The sequence below is a fragment of the Mesorhizobium sp. P2_F8 genome, from assembly GCF_056403655.1.
On record NZ_JBFUFB010000011.1, the window covers coordinates 14,347 to 38,709 of the forward strand.

Annotated in this window: 22 protein-coding genes and 1 tRNA gene; 11 read left to right on the top strand and 12 right to left on the bottom strand. The window is 61.9% G+C overall.

Translation table 11 applies throughout. The annotated features are described in order from the left end of the window. Positions 1-77 precede the first annotated feature (77 nt). Positions 78-245 (bottom strand): hypothetical protein, encoded by a 168-nt coding sequence (locus tag AC1DZP_RS25130; RefSeq protein WP_095090676.1) that lies wholly within the window; start codon positions 243-245, stop codon positions 78-80. 158 nt (positions 246-403) lie between these two features. Here AC1DZP_RS25130 and AC1DZP_RS25135 point away from each other — a divergent pair. Next, positions 404-479: transfer RNA gene (locus tag AC1DZP_RS25135), tRNA-Thr, on the top strand. A gap of 820 nt (positions 480-1,299) precedes the next feature. On the opposite strand, the gene AC1DZP_RS25140 is transcribed toward AC1DZP_RS25135, so the two are convergent. Both AC1DZP_RS25140 and AC1DZP_RS25145 read right to left on the bottom strand, forming a co-directional pair. After that, positions 1,300-1,866: a DUF2569 family protein gene (locus AC1DZP_RS25140; protein WP_477306111.1), complete on the bottom strand. Its 567-nt coding sequence runs from the start codon at positions 1,864-1,866 to the stop codon at positions 1,300-1,302. Positions 1,867-1,978: 112 nt separating this feature from the next. Continuing rightward, positions 1,979-2,593 (bottom strand): TetR/AcrR family transcriptional regulator, encoded by a 615-nt coding sequence (locus AC1DZP_RS25145; protein ID WP_477306113.1) that lies wholly within the window; start codon positions 2,591-2,593, stop codon positions 1,979-1,981. Between the two features lie 91 nt (positions 2,594-2,684). Here AC1DZP_RS25145 and AC1DZP_RS25150 point away from each other — a divergent pair, with 91 nt between their 5' ends. From AC1DZP_RS25150 to AC1DZP_RS25170, 5 genes are read left to right on the top strand one after another with little or no spacing between them, the layout of a single operon-like run. Continuing rightward, complete coding sequence (locus AC1DZP_RS25150; RefSeq protein ID WP_477306115.1) at positions 2,685-3,776, top strand: polyamine ABC transporter substrate-binding protein; 1,092 nt, start codon at positions 2,685-2,687, stop codon at positions 3,774-3,776. A 13-nt stretch (positions 3,777-3,789) separates the two neighbouring features. Continuing rightward, on the top strand, positions 3,790-4,653 hold the full coding sequence (locus AC1DZP_RS25155) for an ABC transporter permease (RefSeq protein ID WP_477306117.1): 864 nt from the start codon (positions 3,790-3,792) through the stop codon (positions 4,651-4,653). A 1-nt stretch (position 4,654) separates the two neighbouring features. Further along, the gene (locus AC1DZP_RS25160) at positions 4,655-5,437 is read left to right on the top strand and encodes an ABC transporter permease (protein ID WP_477306119.1); all 783 of its coding nucleotides are present in this window, start codon (positions 4,655-4,657) and stop codon (positions 5,435-5,437) included. Next, on the top strand, positions 5,434-6,498 hold the full coding sequence (locus tag AC1DZP_RS25165; protein WP_477306121.1) for an ABC transporter ATP-binding protein: 1,065 nt from the start codon (positions 5,434-5,436) through the stop codon (positions 6,496-6,498). Before AC1DZP_RS25160 ends, AC1DZP_RS25165 begins: the two co-directional genes overlap by 4 nt. Before the next feature lie 2 nt (positions 6,499-6,500). Continuing rightward, complete coding sequence (locus AC1DZP_RS25170) at positions 6,501-7,259, top strand: MBL fold metallo-hydrolase (RefSeq protein ID WP_477306123.1); 759 nt, start codon at positions 6,501-6,503, stop codon at positions 7,257-7,259. Between the two features lie 8 nt (positions 7,260-7,267). Here AC1DZP_RS25170 and AC1DZP_RS25175 read toward each other — a convergent pair whose 3' ends face one another. The 6 genes from AC1DZP_RS25175 to AC1DZP_RS25200 all read right to left on the bottom strand — a co-directional run bounded on the left by AC1DZP_RS25175 (position 7,268) and on the right by AC1DZP_RS25200 (position 13,470). Continuing rightward, on the bottom strand, positions 7,268-7,957 hold the full coding sequence (locus AC1DZP_RS25175; protein ID WP_477306125.1) for a TetR/AcrR family transcriptional regulator: 690 nt from the start codon (positions 7,955-7,957) through the stop codon (positions 7,268-7,270). A gap of 110 nt (positions 7,958-8,067) precedes the next feature. Further along, positions 8,068-9,495, bottom strand: a complete 1,428-nt coding sequence (locus AC1DZP_RS25180; RefSeq protein ID WP_477306127.1) for an amidase — start codon at positions 9,493-9,495, stop codon at positions 8,068-8,070. An 89-nt stretch (positions 9,496-9,584) separates the two neighbouring features. After that, positions 9,585-10,619: an extracellular solute-binding protein gene (locus tag AC1DZP_RS25185; protein WP_477306129.1), complete on the bottom strand. Its 1,035-nt coding sequence runs from the start codon at positions 10,617-10,619 to the stop codon at positions 9,585-9,587. A 41-nt stretch (positions 10,620-10,660) separates the two neighbouring features. Continuing rightward, complete coding sequence (locus AC1DZP_RS25190) at positions 10,661-11,461, bottom strand: ABC transporter permease (protein ID WP_477228484.1); 801 nt, start codon at positions 11,459-11,461, stop codon at positions 10,661-10,663. Beyond that, the gene (locus tag AC1DZP_RS25195; protein ID WP_095090687.1) at positions 11,454-12,374 is read right to left on the bottom strand and encodes an ABC transporter permease; all 921 of its coding nucleotides are present in this window, start codon (positions 12,372-12,374) and stop codon (positions 11,454-11,456) included. Before AC1DZP_RS25195 ends, AC1DZP_RS25190 begins: the two co-directional genes overlap by 8 nt. A 4-nt stretch (positions 12,375-12,378) precedes the next feature. Then, positions 12,379-13,470, bottom strand: coding sequence for an ABC transporter ATP-binding protein (locus AC1DZP_RS25200; RefSeq protein ID WP_477306131.1), 1,092 nt, complete (start codon positions 13,468-13,470; stop codon positions 12,379-12,381). 249 nt (positions 13,471-13,719) lie between these two features. Between AC1DZP_RS25200 and AC1DZP_RS25205 the strand changes: the two genes are divergently transcribed. Beyond that, a complete protein-coding gene (locus tag AC1DZP_RS25205; RefSeq protein ID WP_477306133.1) occupies positions 13,720-16,839 on the top strand; it encodes a caspase family protein in 3,120 nt (1,039 codons plus the stop codon). Between the two features lie 16 nt (positions 16,840-16,855). Here the strand turns inward: AC1DZP_RS25205 and AC1DZP_RS25210 are convergent, their stop codons facing one another. Beyond that, positions 16,856-17,812, bottom strand: coding sequence for an NAD-dependent epimerase/dehydratase family protein (locus AC1DZP_RS25210; protein WP_477306135.1), 957 nt, complete (start codon positions 17,810-17,812; stop codon positions 16,856-16,858). 666 nt (positions 17,813-18,478) lie between these two features. Between AC1DZP_RS25210 and AC1DZP_RS25215 the strand changes: the two genes are divergently transcribed. Beyond that, positions 18,479-19,252, top strand: a complete 774-nt coding sequence (locus tag AC1DZP_RS25215; protein ID WP_095090691.1) for an NAD kinase — start codon at positions 18,479-18,481, stop codon at positions 19,250-19,252. A gap of 194 nt (positions 19,253-19,446) precedes the next feature. After that, positions 19,447-21,039 carry a DEAD/DEAH box helicase gene (locus AC1DZP_RS25220; protein ID WP_477306137.1) on the top strand — a complete coding sequence of 531 codons (1,593 nt, stop codon included), beginning with the start codon at positions 19,447-19,449 and terminating at the stop codon, positions 21,037-21,039. 101 nt (positions 21,040-21,140) lie between these two features. Here AC1DZP_RS25220 and AC1DZP_RS25225 read toward each other — a convergent pair whose 3' ends face one another. Next, positions 21,141-22,034 carry a LysR family transcriptional regulator gene (locus AC1DZP_RS25225; protein WP_477306139.1) on the bottom strand — a complete coding sequence of 298 codons (894 nt, stop codon included), beginning with the start codon at positions 22,032-22,034 and terminating at the stop codon, positions 21,141-21,143. Between the two features lie 119 nt (positions 22,035-22,153). Here AC1DZP_RS25225 and AC1DZP_RS25230 point away from each other — a divergent pair, with 119 nt between their 5' ends. Next, positions 22,154-23,035: an NmrA/HSCARG family protein gene (locus tag AC1DZP_RS25230; RefSeq protein WP_477306141.1), complete on the top strand. Its 882-nt coding sequence runs from the start codon at positions 22,154-22,156 to the stop codon at positions 23,033-23,035. A 47-nt stretch (positions 23,036-23,082) separates the two neighbouring features. Further along, entirely contained in the window at positions 23,083-23,355 is a 273-nt protein-coding gene (locus tag AC1DZP_RS25235) for a DUF2798 domain-containing protein (protein ID WP_457154898.1), read from the top strand. Positions 23,356-23,628: 273 nt separating this feature from the next. Here the strand turns inward: AC1DZP_RS25235 and AC1DZP_RS25240 are convergent, their stop codons facing one another. Further along, a complete protein-coding gene (locus AC1DZP_RS25240; RefSeq protein ID WP_095091673.1) occupies positions 23,629-24,234 on the bottom strand; it encodes a hypothetical protein in 606 nt (201 codons plus the stop codon). Positions 24,235-24,363: the final 129 nt, after the last annotated feature.

The window sequence follows — 24,363 nt, forward strand, 5'->3', positions numbered from 1 at the left end:
AGCGAATAGGGAGTAGCGAGTAGCGAAAGAGCCGCACTCGCCACCTGGACTATTCGCTATTCGCTACTCCCTACCGCTCACCCCATGCCGGTGACATGGCGAAGCCAGAAGGCGAGTGCGATAAAGCCGATGATGGTGGTGACGCCGGTCCAGTCGACATTGGCCTTCTTCACATCGCTGATGATTTTCACCAGCAGCATCCAGACTACCAAGATGATGGGGAGAATGATGACAAACCTGATCATGCGGCACCCCTGCTCGAAGCGATTGCACCTGCCAGATATGTAGGAAGCGATTTGGCGCTTTTCAGGATGCCCCTCCCCGGCGGTCCACTCGATGCCGGGTAACCGAAAATGGAGTTTTGTCTTTACTGGCGCAACAAATATGCTAACCGGAGCGCCGTGCCCTTGTAGCTCAGCTGGTAGAGCAGCGGTTTTGTAAACCGAAGGTCGGCGGTTCGATTCCGTCCGGGGGCACCAGCTTCCCGGCAATATGTCAATTCATTTAATAGTCTCAGAGCCTTAGGCATTTTCAGCGCTTTGGGCCGCCGTTCTTGCCGCAGCACCTCGATCAAGGCCTGCGCCCCATTGGTGGCCCGACTTGTGGCGTGTAGTCCACGTGCCAATGCGGCCCGCCGGTTGCATCTCCTTCCAGGATGACGTGTGCACCCCAATTTTGCAGCGCGCGGTGCACTTCGGCTTGCTCGTGAGGATTTCCATGTGGAATGGAAATATCGCGGGCGCGGTCATCCAGATGGTTGCTAACCGGAGCCCCGCGTCCGCGAGCTCGGTGTATTATCTGTTCGAACGCCTCGGTCGTTTGCGATCGGGTAGCGCGAGGATGTTGAGTGACCCACTCGTCCATCTCGGTAATATGCTGGGCTTGACGATATACCCTCAGGAATTGCGCCCGGTTCGAAAGCCGCCGCTCCGCCATCAATTCGGCTTGGCGGCGGACCGTCCGCACTCCGCCGGTCGCATGTATGGCCATATGGGGAAATTGGCGCTGCAGTTCTCGAACAAGCCCGTCAATGGTCGTCGGCGGCGAGACACGTTCCCATGTTTCGAGGCTCGGCCGTTGAACACCGTGTCGAATATGGCCGCCGCCAAAATCGGGACGAAGCTCAACCGGCGCACGGGTCGACCCGCCATGGAGAAGAGTTCCCGAAATTCTAAGCATTGATGAAATGGCAGCACGGTTTGACTGCTGCTTATCCTAGCATTTTGCGACGGGATCAGCGAGCGGTTTCAGGAATGACCGAGAGCGCTCGCGCTCCAAAATATTCGAATTGCCCCGCTTCTATGCCGCGTTCGCGACCTGGGCGGACGCTTTCACTCTGGTGAACGTGTTGCGCACCCTGACCGATCTGTAGACGTAGGCGACCCAGAGTCCGACCAGGACAAACGAGGTTATGGACGTCGCAAGCGCCTCTCCGGTGACCACTTGCCCAGCCGGGACGCCGAAAACCGTGGAAACCCAGATCGCGTCCAGGATGAATACCACCGGGATTGCTAGCCATTGGGTGAGGAAGAGCTGCTTGAACCTTAGGCTCCGCCTCAGCATGGCAACGAGCACGACCACTTGAAGCACCAGAAATGCCAGCACCAGCCCAACCTCGCCGTAGACCACCATGGGTCCGTTCGGCACCAGCATGAGCTGGTTGTAACCATCGCTCGAGGAACCCAATGTGGCGAGCGTACGCAATGGAGCCATGGCCTGACCAATCGCGAGAAGCATCAGCCACCCTCCAATTCCGACGAGCTCCGCCGGATTCTGGACGGGCTTGTAGGCAGATCGAACCGCAAAGAAGACGGGCACTCCGATCAACAACAGAAGTATTGCCCAATGCCAGATGGAAAACTGCATTCACCCCTCCCCTAGAAATACACTCATGGGTTGTAGCAGATTTCAGATTCGACTCAAGGGGGTTGAGCCGCGGCTTGGTCCAAAAATCGATTCTGCTGCCTGCTCCTGACAATCAGACCGCAATCGCCGCCACCAGAATCCGGTTCTGCCGGCGTATCGCGGCGCGCAATTCCGATATCCTCGCCTCGTCGCGTTTCACGAACTCGATGAACATCATGTTCATGTTGTTGAAGATCAGTTCGCCGAGTGCTGCCCCGTCGATGTCCTGCCGCACCAGGCCGAGCGCCTGCAGGCGGGAGATCAGCGCGCGGATCTGTTCGGTCAGCGAACGGTCGAGCGCGGTGTAGGCCTGGCCGAACGGGCTGTCTGGCAGTTGCGTCGAGATCGCCATTGCCTGCCGCCACATCTCCTTGCTGAGATAGTGCAGCGAGTGTTCGATATAGATGCCGATCAGCGTGTCCAGCGCGTCGCCGACATTGGCCGGCGGCTTGGCGACGACACCTTGCCCGGCATTCAGCACCTCGTTGACTTCGAGCGAGACGATGGCGCCGAGGATGTCGCCCTTGTTCTGGTAGTAATTGTAGATCGTGCCAACCGAGACTTCGGCCTGCTCGGCGATCGCCTCGATCTTGGCGCCTTCATAGCCAGYCTCGCGGAAAAGCTCTGCCGCCGCCTCGATGATGCGCCTTTGGCGATCCGCCTTTTGCCTTGCCCGCAATCCGCTCATATCAGTCTCTTGCCATAAAAACAGAATTGACTCAATTTTAGAATTGGTTCAATTTTTTACAAGAAGCCACAAAGGCAGGGGAGAACACTCGATGTCCGCTGAATCTGCATCCCGGAATCCGCTTTCCATCCTGAAGAGCCACCTGCACGCCGCGTGCGCCGCCACGGCGCTGCTGCTCGGTGCGGGCAGCGTCGCGCAAGGCGCCGATCTCAACGCGCTGATCTGGTGCGATCATGCCGATCCCACACTTCTGCAGCCCTTCGAGGAGGCCAACAACGTCAAGGTCAACGTCAAGGAGTTCGAGGGCACCGGCGCCGGGCTCGCCATCGTCGAGCAGTCGCAGCCAGGCGACTGGGACGTGATGGTGATTGACTCGATCGACGTGCCGCGCGGCGTCGAAAAGGGCCTGTTCGAGCCGCTGCCCGACGACAAGCTGCCCCTGGCGGACATGTTTCCCCAGGTGAAGATGGACGGCTCCACCGTGGTCGGCGGCAAGCGCTACGGCATCACCGAAAAGTTCGGCTACAACACGATCGGCTACAACAAGACCAAGGTCGACCCGGCCGACATGCAGTCGATGGCGGCGCTGACCGGCGACAAATACAAGGGCAAGGTCGCCATCTACGATTATTATCTGCCGGTCATCGGCATGGCCGCACTCGCCATCGGCAAGAAGACGGCTGATCTGACCGAAGCCGACCTGCCCGCCCTCAAGGACGAGCTTCTCAAGATGAAGGCCAATGCCAAGCTGGTCGGCGAGGTGACCGCCAGCCAGACGGCGCTGGCGACCGGCGAGGTTGATATACTGGTTGGCGGCGGCGAATGGGTGACGGCCGGGCTGGCCAAGGAGAACCCGGCGCTGGACTTCTCCATCCCAAAGGAAGGGGCTGTGCTGTGGTCGCAGTCGCTGGCCATGTTCAAGGATTCCAAGAACAAGGACATGGCGCTGAAATTCATCCAGTACATCATGAGCCCGGAGGGCCAGGCGCGGCTTGCCACCTCGTCCTGCTACTGGGGCATGGCGGCGAACACCAAGGCGGCTTTGACCGACGACCAGAAGAAGATCCTGCGCTTCGACGAACAGCCGGGCTTCCTCGCCCGCGCCCAGGCCTACCCGGCGCCGAACGCCGACCTCGACAAGAAGATGCAGGATATGTGGACCGAAATGCTGCAGGCAAAGTGAGCGATCACCGCTGATGACCGCTGCAAACAACGGGCGTGCCTTGCCACGGGCGGGCCGCGCCCTGCCCTGGGCGCTGGTCACGCCGGCGCTCGGCTGGACCCTTTTGTTCTTCGTGCTGCCTTTCATCGCCATGGGGCTGTCCAGCCTGACGGCGCATGAGGGCAGCGGCTTCACGGTGTCCAACTACAGCCAGTTCTTCACCAACCCTTCCTACTGGCAGGCGATGGTGAATTCGCTCGAGGTGACGGCGATCGTCACAGTCGTCTCGGTGTTGCTCGCCTATCCCTTCGCCTGGATCCTGGCCGAACAGGTGCCGGAACGCTGGCAAAGGCTGGCGCTGATGCTGGCCGTGCTGCCATTCTGGACCTCCTATGTCGTGCGCTCCTATTCCTGGCTGCTGGTACTGGCGCAGAACGGCGTCATCAACCGGGCACTGACGGGCATCGGCGTGGTCGCCGAACCCCTGCAACTCGCCAACACACGTTTCGCCACCGTCACGGGCTTCGTGCATTTCTTCGTCATGCTTTTGACGCTGACGATCTTCGCCAACCTGAAGCAGTTGTGCCCGAGCTATCGCAAGGCGGCCGCCGATCTCGGCGCCGGGCCGGTGCGCACCTTCCTGCATGTCATCCTGCCGCTGACCTTGCCCGGCATCATGGTCGGCGCCTTCCTCACCTTCGTGCTGTGCATCGGTGACTACATCACGCCGCAGATCCTCGGCGGCAACAACGAGCTTCTGATGCCGCAGCTGGTGATGATGCAGATCGGCCGGCGCGGCGACTTTCCGCTGGCGTCGGCGCTGTCGATCATCCTCATGGCGGTGGTCACCATCGCCTATCTTGCCTGCGCCCGCTGGCTCAAGATCGAGCGGGCGTGAGATGCGCAGGATTGTCCGCATCGTATCCTGGCTCTATGCGCTAGCCGTCTACGGCTTCATCTTCCTGCCTGTGGTCGTGCTGGTCCTGTTCTCGCTCCAGTCGACCTCCTTTCCGATCCCGCCCTTCACCGGCCCGTCGCTGCGCTGGTACGACGCGGTTCTCTCGGACACACGGCTGACCTCGGCGCTGGTCAATTCGCTGCTGGTTGCCTCGATCTCGTCGCTGGCCGCCGTCACGCTCGGCTTCCTTTCCGCCTGGAGCTTCGCCCGCTTCGTCCTGCCCGGCTCCGGCCTGCTGCGCGGACTGATCACCCTACCCCTGACGGTCAGCTATCTCATCATCGGCATGGGGCTGCTGGTGCTGTTCAACTGGGCCGGCGTGCCGAAATCATTGCTTGCCGCCGGCATCGGCCATGTCGTGATCAACCTGCCGCTGTGCTTTGCCATCATCTATAGCCAGATGGGCGACCACCAGATCAACATCGAACGGGCGGCGCGCGACCTCGGCGCGCCGGAATGGAAGGTGCTGCTCCTGATCACCGTGCCGGTCATGGCGCCTGCCATATTCGCCGGCTTCTTCCTGTCGATGACCTTCTCCTGGGACGAGTTCGTCATCTCCTTCCTTTTGACCCGCTTCGACACGACCTTGCCCGTGGAAATCTGGAACCTGCTGCGCTCCGGCCTCAATCCCAAGACCAACGCCGTCGGCTCGCTGGTCTTTGCCGTCTCCATTGTGCTGGTCGTGCTGTTCGAACTGACATTGCTGCGCCGGAGAAAAGCATGACCGCGCCTTTGGTCGACATAGACTCGGTCTCGCATCGCTTCGGCCAACAGACGGTGCTCAAGAGCGTTTCGCTCAAGATCGAACCGGGCAGCTACACCATCCTGCTCGGACCGTCAGGCTCGGGCAAGACGACGCTGCTGTCCATTCTCGGCGGCTTCGTCACCCCGAGCGAAGGCAAGGTTTTCATCCGCGGCGTGGACTGCACCTCGGTGCCGCCGGCAAAACGCCCGACGACGACGGTGTTCCAGGATTACGCGCTGTTCCCGCATATGAGCGTCGGCAGCAATGTCGGCTTCGGCCTGCGCATGCAGGGCGTCGATGGCTCGACGCGGGCCGCACGGGCGCGCAAGGCGCTGGCGCTGGTCGGCCTCGCCTCTTCTTTCGACAAGAAACCGCACCAGCTCTCCGGCGGCCAGCGGCAGCGCGTGGCGCTGGCGCGTGCGCTGGTGATCGAACCGGCGGTGCTTTTACTCGACGAGCCGCTTGGCGCGCTCGATCTGAAATTGCGGCGCCAGATGCAGGACGAGCTGAAGGCGATCCAGAAGCGCGTCGGCACCGCCTTCATCCATGTTACGCACGACCAGGAAGAGGCGATGGCGCTCGCCGACCACTGCGTGGTGATGAATGACGGGCGCATCGAGGACGAAGGGCCACCTGAACGTGTCTACGCCAGGCCGGCGACGCGCTTTTCCGCCACCTTCATGGGCGAAAGCACGATCCTGGCTGGCACCGTCACGGAGGCCAGTGACAGGACCAGCACTGTCGCGACGCCGGTCGGGCAGGTTTCGTTGCCGAGCGCGTTGCCGGTGGGCTCGGCTGTCGGGCTCGCCATACGACCGGAGCACCTCGTCCTCGGCGCGGCCGGCGGCGGTGTCAGGCTTGGTAGCGCCGAGGTCAGCGACGTCGTCTTCCAGGGGAGCTTCAAGCGCGTGCTGGCGGTTTCCGTCGAAGACCCTTCGCTGCAGTTCATCGCCAGGCTCCCGGCATGGGCGGCAGTCCAGCCGGGCGACACGGTTGCGGTTTCGTGCGATACCGACCAGATCATCCTGTTGATGGACTGAACATGGGCACGCTTCCGGTCATCGGAGCTCCGGACTGGTACGAGACCATCCGCATGAGCGATGGCGTGACGCTGATCCATGAGCCGTGGATCAAGCCGTTCTTCCGCTGCAACATGTGGCATGTGCGCGGCCGCGACCGTGATCTCCTGTTCGATACCGGCCTCGGCCATTTCAGCCTCAGGCGCCATGTACCGCTGGTGACGGAGCGCAAGCTGACCTGCGTCGCCAGCCACACGCATTTCGATCATATCGGGTGCCATCACGAATTTCCCGACCGCTGCGTGCACGCCGCCGAGGCGGAAATCCTCGCCGATCCGCGCAACGAATGGACGGCTGCCGGCACCTACGCGACCGACGAGATGTTCGACGGGATGCCGCAAGGTTGGAACACGGCGAACTACCACGTCCCGCCTGCCCCGGCCGACCGCCTGCTCGCGCATGGCGATGTCGTCGATCTCGGCGACCGTGCCTTCGAGGTGATCCACACGCCCGGCCATTCGCCCGGCGGCATCGCGCTCCACGAGAAGAAGACCGGTATCATGCTTTCAGGCGACATCATCTATGACGGCCCGCTGATCGACGACGTCTACCACTCGGATATTTCCGACTACATGGCGACGCTGCTCGGCATGCGCGACCTCGATGTCGCGGTCGTGCATGGCGGCCATTTTCCGAGCTTCGGCAAGGTGCGTTACCGCCAGCTTGTCGACGAATATCTGGCGCAGAAGCGGCAGGCCGGCTGCCATCTGCGACGGCCTTAGCAAGCGAGTTAGCGCATCAATTCGAAATGTCGCGGAAACGACTGATGCAGCAGCATCAGCATCGTCTTCCTCAGCACATCGGAATTGCCCGCCGGGGGATTGAGATGATCCCAGATCCATGCCCCATGGACGAGATAGTTGAGGCTTTCAGCCAATGTATCGGGGTCGACATCGGTGTAGCCGCCGCTGCGCTTGATTTCGATGAGCAGGTCGCGCGCCTCGGCATTGTAGCTGAGATCGCTGGGCAGGCCGATCTCGTTATAGATCTGCATGCTCTTGCGGTCGCTGGAGAACACGACAAAGACCGAGACCCATTTTGGATGCTGCCGCGCGAATCTTTGCGCGCATTCGACCGCGCCCATCAGCCGCTCGACCGGCGATAGGCCGGGCACGCGCACCAGCGTCGCCCACAATTCATCGTACTGATCGCTGAGATACTGCAGCACGGCGCGAAACAGGTTCTCCTTGCTGCGAAAGTGGAAAACCACCAGTGCGTTGGAGGATCCGACATGCTCGGCGATGCGCTGCATAGTGACGCTCGCCAGGCCTTCGTCGGCGATGAGATCGATGGTGGCGTCGATGATGCGCTGGATGCTGGCTTCGCCGCGCTCGCGCCGGCGATCCCTGGGGGCCGGCTCGAGCCGGCCGTCGCCAGCCTCGGCGACCATTGCCTTCGCGACTGCCTTGCGTTGCGCCATTTTCTGTCCAGCCTTTCAAACCTCGCGGCGGAGCTTTCCAGCCCCGCGCGCCGGCTCACCATAACCGAAGCCGGAGATCAAGCACCAGCGCGGCAAGGGCCACATGGCTATCACAGCGACGGTCGCGTTTCGGTGTTTGCGTACCATTTTCCCTGAGCCGTCTCATAGGCCAGCGCCGCCCGGAAGACATCGGCGTCGCAATAGGTGCGGCCGACAATCTGGATCCCGGTCGGCACGCCATTTGTCGCGCGGCCCGACGGCATGGACAGAACCGGGCAACGGCTCAGCATGTTGAACGGTGTCGTCATCACCCAGCCAAGCGAAGGGTTCACCTGCTTTCCGTTGATCTCGACCGTGTCCCTGGTGTGGTCGAACTCCGCCGCCACAGAGGGAAGCGCATTGGTCGGGCAGATCAGCACATCATATGTCTCCAGCAACGGTCCGAGCGTCTGGTACATCCTGGCCGCCACGTCGAGGGTAGCGACAAAATCCGTGGCCTTCGACTTTTGCCCATCTTCGGCAAATTGCCGTGCATAGCTGGTCATATCCCCACCGTGCTGCTTGAGCAGTTGCGCCAGCGAAGCGCCGAAGAGGTGCTCCAGATAGGCAATGCCGGCCTTGAGCACCTCGTCGCCCCAGCCCAGATCGACCTCCTCTACGGTGGCGCCAAGTGAGCGGAACACGTCGCAGGCAGCGAGTGTGTTTTTGCGCACCTCGGCATCCACTTCGAAGGAGCCGAGGTCCATCGAGAGAGCAATCTTCCAGCCCTTGATTGGCTTGTAGTCGAGTGGCAGGCGCAATTTCGGACGCAGCGTGGCGATGTCGAGCGGACTTGGTCCCGCCATGACATTCTGCAACAGGATCGCATCCCCGACGTTTCGCGCCAGCGGGCCGGTGTGGCAATAGAAGTCGAGATTGAACGGCGGCTCGTCCGGGTTGCGCCCATAGGGCGGCTTGAAGCCGACGAGACCGCAAGCGGACGCCGGAATGCGGATCGAGCCTGCAATGTCCGAACCGGTGGCGATCGCCGATGTGCCCGAGGCCAGCGTTGCCGCCGCRCCGCCGGACGAACCACCCGGCGTGAAGTCCGGGTTCCACGGATTGCGCGTGACGCCCCACCGCCTCGACCAGGTATAGCCGGCGCAGCTAAATTCGGGCGTTGCCGTGCGTGCATGGACGATGCCTCCGGCCTTGATGATGCGCTCGTTCATCGTCGAAGTGTGGCCGCCAATGGCGTCCTTCGACAGCAGCGAGCCGTGCGATGTCGGCTTACCCTTGATGTAGCTCTCGTCCTTGATGCCGATCGGCAGGCCCTCGAGCGCGCCGGTCCTGGCCCCCCTGGCGTATTTCGCCTCAGCTTTTTTGGCCAGCTCCATCGCCTCGTCGAAATGCGTGAAGGTGAAGCAGTTGATCGCCGCTTTCGTCACCTCGGCGCGGTCGATGGTCGCCTGCATCAATTCGACGGGCGAGAGTTTCTTCGCCTTGAACAGCCGCAGCGCCTCGCTGGCCGGCATGTAGCAAAGGTCGAGATCGGTCATGGGAAGTCTCCTGCGATCGCCGGATCGCCTTTGGCATGGACGGGAGGTGGCCGCGCCGCGATATCGCGGCGCGAGGAACCCGGGTCGGGCTATTTCTGGAGATCGGTCCAGATTTTCGTGTAGAGCGCCTGCACATCAGGCGGACAGGCCGGCATGAATTGTCCCTTGGCAGCGAATTCGGCCGGAACGTTCACTTCCGGCGCGTTCTTCATGTCGTCCGGCATGAAGGCTTCTGAGCCTTTGATGCCGTTCGAATAGCGCGCGAAGGCCGAGATCAGTGCGGCGTTCTGCGGGTCCATGATGAAGTTCTGGAAGAGCTTGGCGTTCTCGACGTTCCTGGCGTCCTTGAGGACGGCGACGTTGTCCATCCAGATCGGGTAGCCCTCCTTGGGATACCCATAGACGATCTTGTCGTTTTGCAGCCGCTGGCGGAGCGAAATGCCGTTCCAGTTGACGCCGGCGGCAACGTCGCCCTTGCCGAGGCCGTCGACGGCGCCATAGTCGAAGGACAGCCATTTCGCCTTGGCCTCGACCAGCTTGTCGCGCACCTTCTTCAGCACGACCTTGTCGTCAGTGCAGTATTGGCCGCCTTCGTAGGCGATGGCGAGGAACATGACGTCACCCATTTCGGGAACGACATTGATCTTGCCGACGAGTTCGGGCGGCGGATCGAGGAAGATCGCGGACGTGTTCACGTCACCCGAATAGACCGACTTGTTGACCGACACGCCTGTCGAGCCCCACTGCCACGGAACGGTGTATTTGCGACCCGGATCGAAGGGGACATCGATCCATTTGGGATCGACGTTCTTGAAATTCTCCATCTGGTCCGGGCGCGATTCAAACAGCAGCCCCTCGCTGATCCAGATCGGAACGACGCTTGCCGAAGGCACGACGATGTCGAAACCGGCACCCCCCTGGCGGATCTTGGCGAGTGCTGTGTCGTTGGAATCGAAGTCGGTGACGGTGACCTTGACCTTGTAGGTCTCCTCGAATTTCTTGATGAGATCGGGGTTGGTGTAATTGCCCCAATTGTAGATGTTGAGCTCACCCTCGGCGCGAGCGGCACCCGTCACGGCCAGCAGCGACAGCCCGATCGCCGTCGCGGTCAGTTTCCAGTTCATGCTCCATGCTCCCATTGTTGGGACCGTCGGGCGTTACCGCCTCAGGTCCGTTTCCTGCTGATGAAAAAGAAAGCCGTGACGATGCCGATCGACAGCACGAGGAAAGCCGTCGAGATCGCATTGACTTCCGGCGTGACGGTACGCCGGAGCTGGCCGAGCATGTAGGTGGGCAGCGTGTCCTGGCCGCCCGATTTGACGAATTCGGTTATGACGACGTCATCCAGCGAGACGACGAAGGCGAGCATCAGTCCGGCGAGAATGCCCGGCCAGAGCAACGGCAAGGTCACGTGCAGGAATGTCTTCCACTTCGTTGCGTAGAGATCGGCCGCCGCGGTCTCGAGTGCCAGGTCCATGCTTTCAAGCCGCGCCCGGATCGGCAGATAGGCGAACGGGATGCAGAAGGCGGTGTGCGCGGCGACGAGGTAGCCGAGCCCGGAATACCCAGTCCAGATCTTGATGCGCGAGAACACGATCAGCAGCGCCACCGCGGTGACGATCTCCGGCACCATCAGCGGCTGGTTGATGAAGGCGTATTTGAGGGTCAGCCCCGGATATGGTTTGGTCCTGGTCGTCGCCAGCGCCGCCATCGTGGCGGTGATCGTCGCCAGTATGGCGGCGACAGCGGCGATCTGGAACGAGCGGATCGACGCCTCGATGACCAGCCCATTGTTCCAGGCGATGTGAAACCAGCGCAGCGAAAAGCCTTTCCAGATCACAATGGAATCATTGTCGTTGAAGGCGTAGACCACGAGCGTGGCGATCGGCAGGTAAAGCAGGAAGAAACACAGCATCGCCACGCTGACGAAGCCGTTCTGCCGCCGGACGTCGAAGCGATTAGCCATGGGCGCCATCCGACCTGGTCGTGTTGCGGACATAGAACAGCAGCGCCACCATGACGATCGCCATCAAGGTGATCGACAGCGCCGCACCGAGGGGCCAGTTTCTGCCCTGGCCAAACTGCAGCTCGATCAGGTTGCCAATCATCAGATTGGTGCCGCCGCCGAGCACCCTTGGCGTCACATAGGCGCCGAGCGAGGGGATGAAGACGAGGATCGAGCCGGCGACGATGCCTGGCGTGACCAGCGGGACGATGATGCGCCTCAGCACCTGGGACCGCGTCGCGTAGAGGTCGTAGCCCGCCTCGACCAGGCGGAAGTCGATCTTCTCCATGCTGGCGTATAGCGGCAGCACCATCAGCGGCAGGAACACGTAGACCATGCCGGCCAGGACGGCGAAATTGGTGTACATAAGCTGCACTGGATGGTCGGTGATCCCAAGCAGTTGCAGCACCGAATTGATGATGCCGTCATTGCGCAGCACCTGTTGCATGGCGAAGGTGCGGATCAGAAGGTTGGTCCAGAACGGGATGGTGATCAGGAATAGCCAGATGTCGCGCCGATGATCCGGCCGTGTGGCAATGAAATAGGCGGTGGGGAAGCCGAGGATCAAGGTCAGCACAGTGGTTGCCAGCGACAGCGACACCGAGCGCCAGAAGATCGACAGATAGGCGGTGGCCAACGACAGCGTATCGTCGAAGACGTCACGCTCGAACAGCACGCTCACCCAGGCATCGGTCGAGAACTGCCATTTCACATCGCCGTAATTGCCTGGCGTCAGGAAGGAATAGACGACCACGATCAGCAGCGGCCCCAGGGCCGCGACGAACACGATCAGCAGCGCCGGGGTGGAAAGCAGCCAGCGTGACCTGATATCGTCACGTTCAGCCTTTTCGGCTACCTCTATCGCGGTCGCCATGGCCCTAGTCCTTCAGCACTTGGGCAGCGTCGTCGCCGATCGATATGCCGACCTTGTCGCCGTTTTCGAAGCCGCAGCTGGCGCTGCGCGAGTTCTGCTGGCGCACCATGAAGACGTTGCCTTCATCCAGCCGGACATGGATGTGCGTGTCGGTGCCGAAATAGACGATGGTCTCGATCGTGCCGGTCAAGTCGCCGCGGCCTTTGACGAGCTTGGCATGCTCAGGCCGGACCATCAGCGTTGCGTTTCCGCCTGCGCGGAAATCCGCGGCGGCGGTCGCGCAGATCTTCGCACCCGAGCGCAAGGCAATCCGCGCCCGGCCATCGCCTGCACTTTCGACCATGCCGGTCAGGAAGTTGGTCTCGCCGATAAAGTCGGCGACGAACCGTTCCGCCGGGTGGTCATAGACGTCCCAGGGCGTGCCGACCTGTAGGATGTTTCCCGCCGACATCACCGCGATGCGGTCCGACATCGTCAGCGCTTCCTCCTGGTCATGGGTGACGAAGATGAAGGTGATGCCGGTCTCGTGCTGTAGCCGCTTCAGCTCGATCTGCATTTCCTTGCGCAGCTTGTAGTCGAGCGCCGACAAGGGTTCGTCGAGCAGCAGCACTTTCGGCTGCGGTGCGAGCGCCCTGGCGAGCGCCACACGCTGCTGCTGGCCGCCGGAGATCTGGCTGGTGCGGCGCGCGCTGAGCGCTTCCATCTTGACCAGCTTCAACATCGCGTCGACGCGCGCCTTGATCTCGGCCTTCGGCTTGCCCAGCATCTCCAGGCCAAAGCCGATATTCTCGGCCACCGTCATGTGCGGAAACAGCGCATAGGACTGGAAGACGGTGTTGACCGGCCGCTTGAACGGCGGCAGCGGCGCGATGTCCTGGCCGTAGAGCAGGATTTCGCCGGCGGTTGGAAAGTCGAAGCCGGCGATCAGCCGCAGCAACGTCGTCTTTCCGCAGCCCGACGGGCCGAGCAGTGTGAAGAATTCATTTTCGCGGATCGCGACGGAGACGTTGTCGAGTGCTCTGACCTGGTCCTGACCGGTTCCCCGAAAGATCCTGGTGACGCCCTTCGCCTCAACGGCGGGCCGTATGGCTGTCAAGATATTCCCCTCTCCTCCGTGGTCATTCACCAGCGCAAACCGGCTGACCAACTTGATCCTCACCACTAGGGATAACTATGACTAAACATACAGTCAATATCTTTTTGTGACCACGAGCAGGGCATCAACCGTTGAGGATGCGGCCGATGCGTCGGTGAACCCATCATGATATGCTCGGGACGAGGCCGTTGATGAATTTGGGGCAAGTCGTGGCGTGACCGCCGCGGCCTGCAGGGTTGGATCAAGCTCATGCGCCTGTTTCTGGCGGCCGTGCTGCTGATGACCATGGCGCTCTTCTCCGCTGCGCGCGGCGAGGAGCGCATCGCTTTGGTTGTCGCCAATCCGGTCTATGAGGGCGCGTCGGCCATCGACAACGCCGAGATGAGCGCAGAGCTCGTTGCAACAACCCTGCGGTCTCTCGGCTTCACCGTCCAGCAAGTGGCTGACGGCGACCGCGCCGAAGTGGCGCACGCCATGTATGGCTTCGCCAAGTCTCTGAGTGCCGCCGATTCCGTCGGCATCTTCTACTATGTCGGCCATACGGCCCAGGCCAATGGCAGGAGCTATCTGCTGACGCGCGGCACGCGAATCGATTCGAAGGAAGCGATCGACCAGACGGCGCTGCCTCTCGATCTGTTCATGCAGGCGCTCGAGGCCACACCGACTTTGAAGGTGGTTGTGCTGGACAATCCTGGCGACGGGCACGACCCCACTCCGGGCGTGATGCAAGGTCTGGCGGAGGTTGACCCGCCCTCTCACGCCATCGTCGCCCTCTCGGCCAAGCCGGGAAGCGTCGCGCTGAAGGAAGCCACACCCGTCACGGTGTTTGCCGATGCGCTGACGGCCGCGCTGACCAGGCGAGGTGTGGGTATACGCACCGTCCTCGCCTCGGTCAGGCAATCCGTTTTCGACAGGACAGTCGGTACTCAATGGCCGTGGGTGGCCTATGGCCGTTCGGCAGACACAAATTTTGTGCTGACGCCGGACGAGCCGGCCACCGCCGCGCCGGCACCGACCGAGGCGCCGCCTGAGGCGACCGCGCCAGAGCCCGCACCGGCGCCGCCGATGAGCGCAGGCGGTAGCGGCTATGACAGCCCGGCCAGTGGCTACGATTTGCCAAGCGGCGGCTCGGCGATCGACGGTAGTGAGTACGGCTCAGGCGGCTACGATGGCAGCATCCAGGAGCCGCCCGCGATGGATGTCGCGCCGGGGTCCGGCAGTCCCGACGCAGGGACGGGAAACAGCACCGACGAAGCCGCTCAATATGAGGAATACAAGCGGCAGGAGCTGCAGCGTCAACAATATGAGGAGCAGGCCCGACAGAAGTACGAGGAGCAGGCCCGACAGAAGTACGAGGAGCAGCGAAAGTATCAGGAGGACGCGGCCAAGGCGGCAGCCGCGGCGCAGAACAATCTCGGCGATACCTATCCGGGTGACGGCGGAGCCGCCGGCATGGAACCCAGCCCGCCTTCCGACGCGCCATCGACCATGACGCCACCTGCCCCGTTGCCTGACACGGCGACATCCGAAGAGCCTCCGGCGTTGCCGCCTGTCCCGTCGCCAGCGCCCGCCCCACCGCCTGTCATAAAGCCGCTTTACCCGTTACCCGATTTGCCGACGGCCGAAGCGCCTTCCGTGCCGCCGTTGGAGGCGCCTCCCGACGCCGTTCCTCCACCGGCGGACAACAATGCGGTTGAGGTCGTGCGCCATCCGACCATCGACGCGCCCGACGAGGTCGTGGCAGGAGAGACCGTGACGGTGTCGATCGCACTGACCGAGGAGCAATTGACGCCCGAGGTGAAAGTGAAGGCGGCGCCCGGCTCGTCGGTGACGGCCGACGGTGCACTTTCAATGACGATGCCGGCGGGAACCGATTCCTGGCCCATCGACATCGATCTCTTCGCCTCCGGCTTCGACCTCGCCGATGGCGGCAAATGGAGCCGGCAAACGACGCTCTACCGCGAAGGCGACAGCGATTTCATCCGCTTCGAACTCAAGGCGCGGCCCATTGCAAAAGACAGCAAGCCCGCCCAGTTCATCGCCCGCATCTACAGCGCCGGACGGTACCTCGGATCGGCATCGCGACCCGTCACTGTTCGTCGAAAGACGCCCGTCGAGGCCGGCGCCCAGGACACGACAGCCAATCGCGCTGCCGCACCTGCCATGCTCATGCTCGCCTCTGCCCCTCCGGAGCCGGCGCTGACCGGCAGCGTCCAACTTGGCAATGCCGGTCCCGACGACGTCCCCGATCTCGATGTCACCATCCTTTATGACGATCCGAGCGGACTGGGTCCTGGCCAGATCATCATCCATTCGCCGCATCTGGCCGGCCCGGTGACCGACACCTTCTCGACGCCACCGCAAATGGCGGCATGGCTGGATTCTGAATACCGGCGGCTGCTGCAGCTCGGGTTGAGCTTGCGCGGCGCGGCGTCGTTGCAGCAGCCGGCCGCAACCAGCGACCCGGATGCGCAAAAGCGCTTTGTCACACTGGCCGCCGAGGGTTTTGGCGACGTGCTCTACCGCGATTATGTGCCCGCGGCGTTCAAGGATGTGTTCTGGTCGCTGCGCGACAAGGGCGAACTGCATTCGATCCAGGTCACCTCCAACAGCCCCACGCTGCCGTGGGAGCTGATCCGCCCGCAAAGTGCCGACGGTGCAACCCGCGACGGCTTCCTCGGCATGAGGTACCGGCTGGCCCGCTGGGCGCCGCGCAGCACCTCCTCGCAGGTCGACAATCCACTCGACCGCATGGCTTTCACCGGCGTCGCGGCCGTCGCTCCCTCCTATATCGACAAGCAGTCGCTGCCATTCCAGGAGGTCGAAATCGACGCGTTGAGCAAGCTCGCCGGCTATCGCCGCTTCGATGGCGATTTCGTCTCTTTCGAAAAACTGGTCGGTGAGGTCTCGACCGGCTTCATCCATTTTTCCGGCCACGGCGAGGTCAACCAGCCGAGTAGCGGCCGGCCAGTGTTTGCTATCGACCTGGTCGACCAGTCGCTCGATCCCGATACCTGGCGTGCGCTGGTCAGCGCCGCGCATGGCAAGGGCAATCCGTTCTATTTCTTCAACGCCTGCGACACGGGCAAGTCCCAGCTGCTCGGCGGCTTCGTGCAGGGCTGGGGCCCGGCGGTGCTGGCCGGTGGTGCGTCGGGCTTCATCGGCGGCATGTGGCCGTTGACCGACCGCGCGGCCGCAGCCTTCTCAAGTGACTTCTATGGCGGCATCAGCGCGCGGCTCAAGGACGGACCGGTTTACCTCGCCGAGATGTTGCAAGTGGTTCGCAAGCGCTTCTATGAAACCGGCGACCCGACCTATCTTGCCTATACATTCTACGGCAACGCCAATTTGCAGGTGGTGGCGCAGTGAGCGGCCGACTTTTGCGTCACGTCCTGGTCGCGGCGATCTGCTGGCGAAACCACTCGAACGTCCGCTCGATGCCTTCCCGGTAGCCGACTTTCGCTTCCCAACCGGGAAGGACATGCATCGCCAAAGTCAGGTCCGGACATCGGTTGGTTGGATCCTGGGGAACCGGAGGCTGGTGCTCGATGCGGCTGCCAGGAACAAGCGAGCTGACGAACTCAGCGATGCGCAGAACCGAAACCTCTTGATTGTTGCCGATGTTGAGCGGACCGCGGTGCGAGATGCTGTCGCGCCAGAACAAACGTTCCAGTCCCTCGACGATGTCGTCGACATAACCCCAGCTGCGCGATTGGGAGCCGTCGCCGTAAACCGTCAGGACCCCTGTCGTCAGAGCCTGGATGACAAAGTTCGAAATGGCGCGGCCGTCGTCCATCCGGGTTCGCGGCCCATAGGTGTTGAAGATCCTGACGACACGAACATCAAGACCGCTGACCCGCTGCTGCTCGAACAGCAATGCCTCGGTGCAGCGCTTGCTTTCATCATAGGCGGCCCTGGGACCTGTGCAGTCCACCGATCCCCTGTAACTTTCGGATTGCGGGGAAACCTGGGGATCGCCGTAAATCTCCGAGGTCGAGGCAAAGCAGAAACGACCGCCGGGCTTGAGCAGCGTCAGAAGATTGAGCGCACCACCTATGTTGGCCTTGATCGTGCGTATCGGCTCGCGCATGTACCATATCGGCGAAGCGGGCGACGCGAGATGGATGATCTCGTCAAAGAGCTGACTGGATGAAAAGCTTTCGGCGTCGGCAACCTGGAGGCTGAAACGCGGGTCGGTGACATGCGCAATGTTGTCTCGCGTGCCGGTCCATAGATTGTCGACGACGACCAGTCTTTCCAGATCGCTTCGCCGCAGCAGACGGTCGATCAGATGTGAGCCCAAGAAACCGCAGCCACCTGAAACCAACACGCTGCGCGACATGGAAAATTCCCGCTCCAGACACCCGGCCAGTCAACGCGCCGCAGGGCTTGTTTCCCAAGAACATCGGATAGCTGCTACCGCTACCGACCCAAAGTTCATCCGCCAATCAAGGTTCTCATCTACGTCGCGAAGGGCCGCAGGCGCAACGAGCAAGCTTTGTCGCACGCCACCGACGCGCGCGGGCCACCGGCCTCGGCTCAGGGAGAAACAACAATATGTCTTCGGGAGTTACAGCGCCCGTTGCGGGCATGGCGTTCCGGCTGCGTCGCCGCAGCGCGACGCCGTAGGCTGAGGCCGGAAGCTCATCTCTTCGGACTGGCGCACCAGTGCGGCGAAGACAAGAGCGAAACTTCCCAGCATCAGGAAGACGATGATAAGGCGTGCTACCGGCAATATGTCGGCCTCGACTGGCTAGGCCCCCGCCACCATCCACTGTCGGCTAACATGACCGATGCGGCTTTACGATAGTTTAACCCTCGTCTTAACCATCACATTCGCGTTGCCTTTGACATGATGCGCGAACTGCATGTCCGCATTTCGCCGTTTTGCGATCGCCTCGCCGGCCGGAACAACGGCTCTCTTTGCAGACGTACCCTGCCCATGCTACCCCGGCGCTGGCGCGGCCCCGGTAACCGGCTGCCGCCAATCGGTCGTCATCGGGGAGCCATGAGCCAAACCGCCAGCCGCATCGCCTTCGTCTCGTCTGACACCGCTGACGCCAAGACGGCGCTGGAAAGCCTGTCGGCGCGCTATGGACAGTCCTCCATCGAGGATGCCGGGATCGTCGTCGCCCTTGGCGGCGACGGCTTCCTGCTGCAGACCCTTCGCGACACGATGGGGACGGGCAAGAAGGTCTACGGCATGAACCGTGGCACCATCGGTTTCCTGATGAACGAATATCGCTCCGGTGGACTTACCGAGCGTCTCGCGGCCGCCGTCGCCGAAACGATCCGCCCGCTGGAGATGCTGGCGGTGACCTCGGAAGGCGAAACGGTTTCGGCGCTGGCGATCAACGAGGTGGCGCTTTGGCGCCAATCCTATCAGACGGCCAAGATCCGCATCACCGTCGACGAGCAGGTACGCCTCGAGGAACTGAGTTGCGACGGAGTGATGATCGCGACGCCTGCCGGGTCCACCGCCTACAATCTTTCCGCGCATGGGCCGATCCTGCCGCTAGACGCGCCGCTGCTGGCGCTAACCCCGGTCAGCCCGTTTCGCCCGCGCCGCTGGCGCGGCGCACTGCTCTCCAACAAGGCGACCGTGCGCTTCGACATCCTCGAGCCGGAAAAGCGGCCGGTGAACGCCGCCGCCGACCATACCGAGGTCAAGGCGGTGACCTCGGTCACGGTGCGGGAATCACCAACCGCGACGGCAACGTTGCTGTTCGATCCCAATCATTCCTGGAACGAACGCATTCTCGCCGAGCAGTTCCGCTATTGAGCTAGCGCAGTGATCAACGCCTCGATTAAGCATCGCGATTAAGGTTACAACTTCACAATCGTGCCATTCCCGCCCGTTTCTGTTGACAAATCGTGGGCTTGCGCCTAATCGCAATACCGATCTTGCAGGCGCGTGGCGCTTGCCGCGACACACATGCTGTTGCGCTTCCCCGAACCAGCCAAAGACAACAACACTTGTCCTCAGACACCACGACCGCTCCAGAAGCGTTGACCTTTTCAGACCTAGGCCTGTCGCCGAAGGTCCTTTCCGCAGTCACCGATGCCGGCTACACCCAGCCGACGCCGATCCAGGCCGGCGCCATCCCGCACGCGCTTCTCGGCAAGGACGTGCTGGGCATCGCCCAGACCGGCACCGGCAAGACGGCATCCTTCGTGCTGCCCATGCTCACAAGGCTGGAAAAGGGCCGCGCACGCGCCCGCATGCCGCGCACCCTCATTCTCGAGCCGACGCGTGAACTCGCCGCGCAGGTCGAGGAAAACTTCGTCAAATACGGCAAGAACCACAAGCTCAACATCGCGCTCTTGATCGGCGGCGTCTCGTTCGACGAACAGGACAAGAAGCTTGAGCGCGGCGCCGACGTGCTGATCGCCACGCCCGGCCGCCTGCTCGACCATCGCGAGCGCGGCAAGCTGCTGCTCAACGGCGTCGAGATCCTCGTCATCGACGAAGCGGACCGGATGCTCGACATGGGCTTCATCCCCGACATCGAGCGCATCTGCGAGATGATCCCGTTCACCAGGCAGACGCTGTTCTTCTCGGCGACGATGCCACCGGAAATCACCAAGCTCACCGAGAAATTCCTGCACGCGCCAGTGCGCGTCGAGGTCTCGAAGGCTGCGTCGGCCGCCACCAACATCATCCAGCGCCTGGTCAAATCCGGCTCCAAGCCGTGGGACAAGCGCGAGACGCTGCGCAACCTGATCAAGGCCGAGGACGCGGAACTGAAGAACGCCATCATCTTCTGCAACCGTAAGGTCGAGGTGTCGGAGCTGTTCCGCTCGCTGCTGAAGTATGATTTCGATGCCGGCGCGCTGCATGGCGACATGGACCAGCGTGCGCGCATGCAGATGCTGGCCAATTTCCGCGATGGCAAGCTGCGCTATCTCGTTGCTTCCGACGTCGCCGCACGTGGCCTCGACATCCCCGACGTCAGCCACGTCTTCAACTACGACGTGCCGATCCATGCCGAAGACTATGTCCATCGTATCGGCCGCACCGGCCGCGCCGGGCGCTCGGGCAAATCCTTCACCATCGCGACCAAGTCGGACACCAAGTATATCGACGCCATCGAGCGGCTGATCGGCAACAAGATCGAATGGCACGATGGCGACCTGTCGACAGTGGTCGCCAGCGAAGGCGGCGAGGACGATGCTCCGCGCCGTGGCAAAGGCGCGCCGCGCCGTGCCGGCCGCAAGGACGACGATCGCAAGGACAGGGGCGAGCGCAAGAGGGGCGGCGAACGCCGCTCCAAACACAGCGAGGAAGACGCCCCGGCCGTCATTGCGCAGCAGCACGAACGGCCCGACGTGGCAGAGGCCGCAGTCACCGACATCGGCGAACGCCGCGCGCGCAAGGATGCGATCCGCTCGGAAAACACCGAGCGCAAATCATCCGATCGCAACGAACCGCGCGCTCCGGAACGTGGTGACACCAGGCCGCAGCGCGACAGCAACCGCCCTGCCCGCCACCGCCAGGAAGACAACGACGCCACTGTGGGCTTCGGCGACGACATGCCGGCCTTCATGCGGATCGTCGCCAAGGTCTGATCCCCAAGAGCCGCGCGTCCCGAGGATGCGCGGCAACCGCAAAACCGGCTCGATCTGCCCGGTCACTCCTGACATGGGAACCTTCAAACAGCCCGTCGATGCTACAGGCCTTTGAGTTCCAGGCGGGATGCCAATAAATCCAGAAACGCGCGAACCTTGGCCGAAGATGACCGGCCTTCCTGCCACAAGGCATGGATCGGCACCAACGCCGGCTCGAATTCCGTCAAAACCAGCTCGACGCGACCATCGTCCACCAGATGTCTTATCTGCCAAAGCGGCGAGAAGCCCAAACCCAGTCCGTGGACTGCGGCGGCATAGACCGAGGTCATCAGATTGGAGCGAAAGGCGCCCGAGACCTTCACGGCCCGGGGTTTCCCGTCGACCTGAAACGTCCATTCACCTGGGCGCTCGTTGACGGTTCTAACGATGCAGCTGTGCTCACTCAGTTCGAAGGGATGGGTCGGCCGGCCGCACCGCGCAAAATAGGAAGGCGCGCCGAATACAACGCGCCGCAACGCTCCCAGGCGTTTGGCTTTCAAGCTGGAATCCGGCAAGTCGCCGATGCGTATTGCCAGATCGAGACCTTCAGCACCAAGATCGGCAAATCCATCGGAAAGTTGAAGATCGACCTCGACCCGGGGAAACGTCCGCATGTATTCGGCGATGACAGGCATCAGGACGTTCGGCCCAAACAGAACCGGCGCCCCGATGCGCAGGACGCCCGATGGTTCCGATCGTTGATTGATCGCTTGAAGACTTGCGTCGTTTATCTCGTCGACCGCGGGTTTGATCCGGTTGAAAAAGGCTGCCCCGACTTCACTCGGTGTCGAGCGACGCGTTGTTCTGTGGACCAACTCGACCCCGACTGATTCCTCCAACGCCGCCAAGGATCGGCTGACCGACTGCAGCGAGCGATTCAGCCGGCGTGCAGCAGCCGTCAGACTTCCAAGCTCGACGATCGCGATGAAAGCCTCGAAATCGTCTATCCGGCTCATGCATTCTCCCGATTATCGACATAATCTATCACAGTTCAGGATAATTGTAACGCCGTTTGCGACATCGTACTTCTCTGCAAGTTGTCCCGCGAGGACAGGCTTGATGGAAGGGAGTTGTCATGCAAGCACCCAATCCAACCGTACTGGTTGTTGGCGCCAGCGGCCGATTTGCCGGATTGGTCGTGCCCGAACTTGTGCGCCGCAATGCCACGGTTCGCGCGCTCGTCCGTGATCCGGCGAACGCCGAGAAGGCCCGAATGCTAGGGGCATCCGAGGTCGCCACTGGCGATTTACGCAATCGCCGGAGCCTCGAAAGCGCTGTCGAGGGCGTTGCCGGGGTCTTCCATATTGGACCGGCCTTTGCCCCCGATGAAGCCGCCATGGGGGTTGCCATGGTTGAAGCCGCTGCGCAGGCGGGCGTTCAGAAATTCGTCTTCTCGTCGGTGATCCAGCCGACCAATACGAAACTGAAAAACCATGCGAGCAAGGTGCCAGTCGAGAACGCCCTGTACTCGACGACGATGGAATATACGATCCTGCACCCTGCCAATTTCATGCAGAATATCGCAGCGGCCTGGCCGTCGGTCGTTGAGCACGGTGTTTTCTCGGAACCGTTTCCAAAGACAGCGAAGGTGGCGCGTGTCGATTACCGCGATGTTGCTGAAGTGGCAGCGATCGCCTTGACCGAAGCGCGACTGTCCTATGCGACGATCGAGCTCTGCGCGGATATGCACAGCCGGGAAGAGATCGCGTCAATGATGGGAGAGGAACTTGGCCGCCCGGTCATCGCGGGCGAGCCGACATTTGCCGAGTGGGCTGCGAATGTCCGCCTCCCCTACAGCGACCTCCAGATGCAATCGTTGGCCAGGGTATATGGCCACTACGCCCTCCATGGCCTTGGCGGGAACAGTCTGACATTGCGCGCCGCTCTGGGCCGCGAACCGCATTCGTTGCGCACCTTCATTCGCAACCTGGCCCTGCAAACGGCACACGCCACCTGATCGCGCTCAGCCGCGCATGCGTCCACTTTCTGAACAGGAGATACTTGATGCGAGCGTCATCGGACAAAGTTCTGAAATCGAGGAAACTGCCGCCCTCCTACAATGCGCTGGTAATGCCATTCGTTCTTTCCATCTTGATGTCGAGCATTGTTTCGGCAGTATCGACGCTGATCAATGCGGGCTGGACAACCGGTTTCGTGGCGACCTGGCCGTATGCATGGGGAGCATCATGGCTTGTGGCGTTTCCGAGTCTGCTACTGGTCTTGCCGATCGTGCGCCGGATCGTGGCGGCAATTGTCGACCAGCCGACCTCGTCCTGATGGCGTCGCCAGGGTCTGATCCCCAACCGCTTTCGAGGGCAAGCCAGCCATCGGCCTGCCCTGATGGTAAGCTCCTAGCGGTTCATCGTTTCACGGAAACGCCGGACCGCTCCAAATCTTGCTTTGACGCAATTACCTGAGGGAAAGCGCGATGCGCTTTCCCTGGAAAACCGTCTCACCCTTTTCCGGGAATTGCCTCTTTGTTTGGACGCAATTCCGGACGGAAAACCGTCTCACATTTTTCCGGGAATTGCTCCTAGCCTAGCTCGCCCGTTACATCGGGCCAGGCATCATCTTGGTCGGTTTCTCCAGCATCGGAAACTCGGCCTTGTTGCATTTCACCTTCGGGTTCGTCGGACTGAACAGGCCGTTCGGATTGTCCACGAACCAGGCGTGAAGATCGTAGTGGACGAACTCCCTCGGGATGAGCGGATAGTGTCCCTCCATCGGGCCCATGAAGGTTTGGCCAAACAGCTTCGGCGGCGCTTTGATGTCCGGTGTCAGTGGCACCAGCCATTCCGCCCCGACCAGGCGCAGGCCTTTTCTCGTCGGTTCGTAGATCAGCACATTGGGGTGCATCGGATCGAGTTTTTGGCCGACACTTGGGACGTTGACGAAATGGATGCCCATGGCGCCTTTCGGGTAATCCATCGTGCCGGGTATCTTTTCTCCGCTGTAGTAGACGCAGCCGACCGTCGACAGATAGAGGTCGCGGACGGCGGCGGTGTAGTCCTCATATTTGGCAAGCGACTTCTTCAAGGCATCTATGTCGGCCTTGCCGGCATCCTCGGCCTGAGCCGTGGCGACGCCCAACCATGCGCCTACAAGACTGGTTAAAGCGAGGACGCCGCAGCGCCCAAGGCTGGCTGTTCTTGTCATGCATTCCTCCCAGATTTCCTGAATCTGGCCGTGCAAGACCGAGGCGGGAAAAAATGCTGATTGCGCGGCCAGTTGTATCCGCCTCATCCCCTCCGGAACAGGGTCGATGCTATTCCTTTCCGTGGCTGC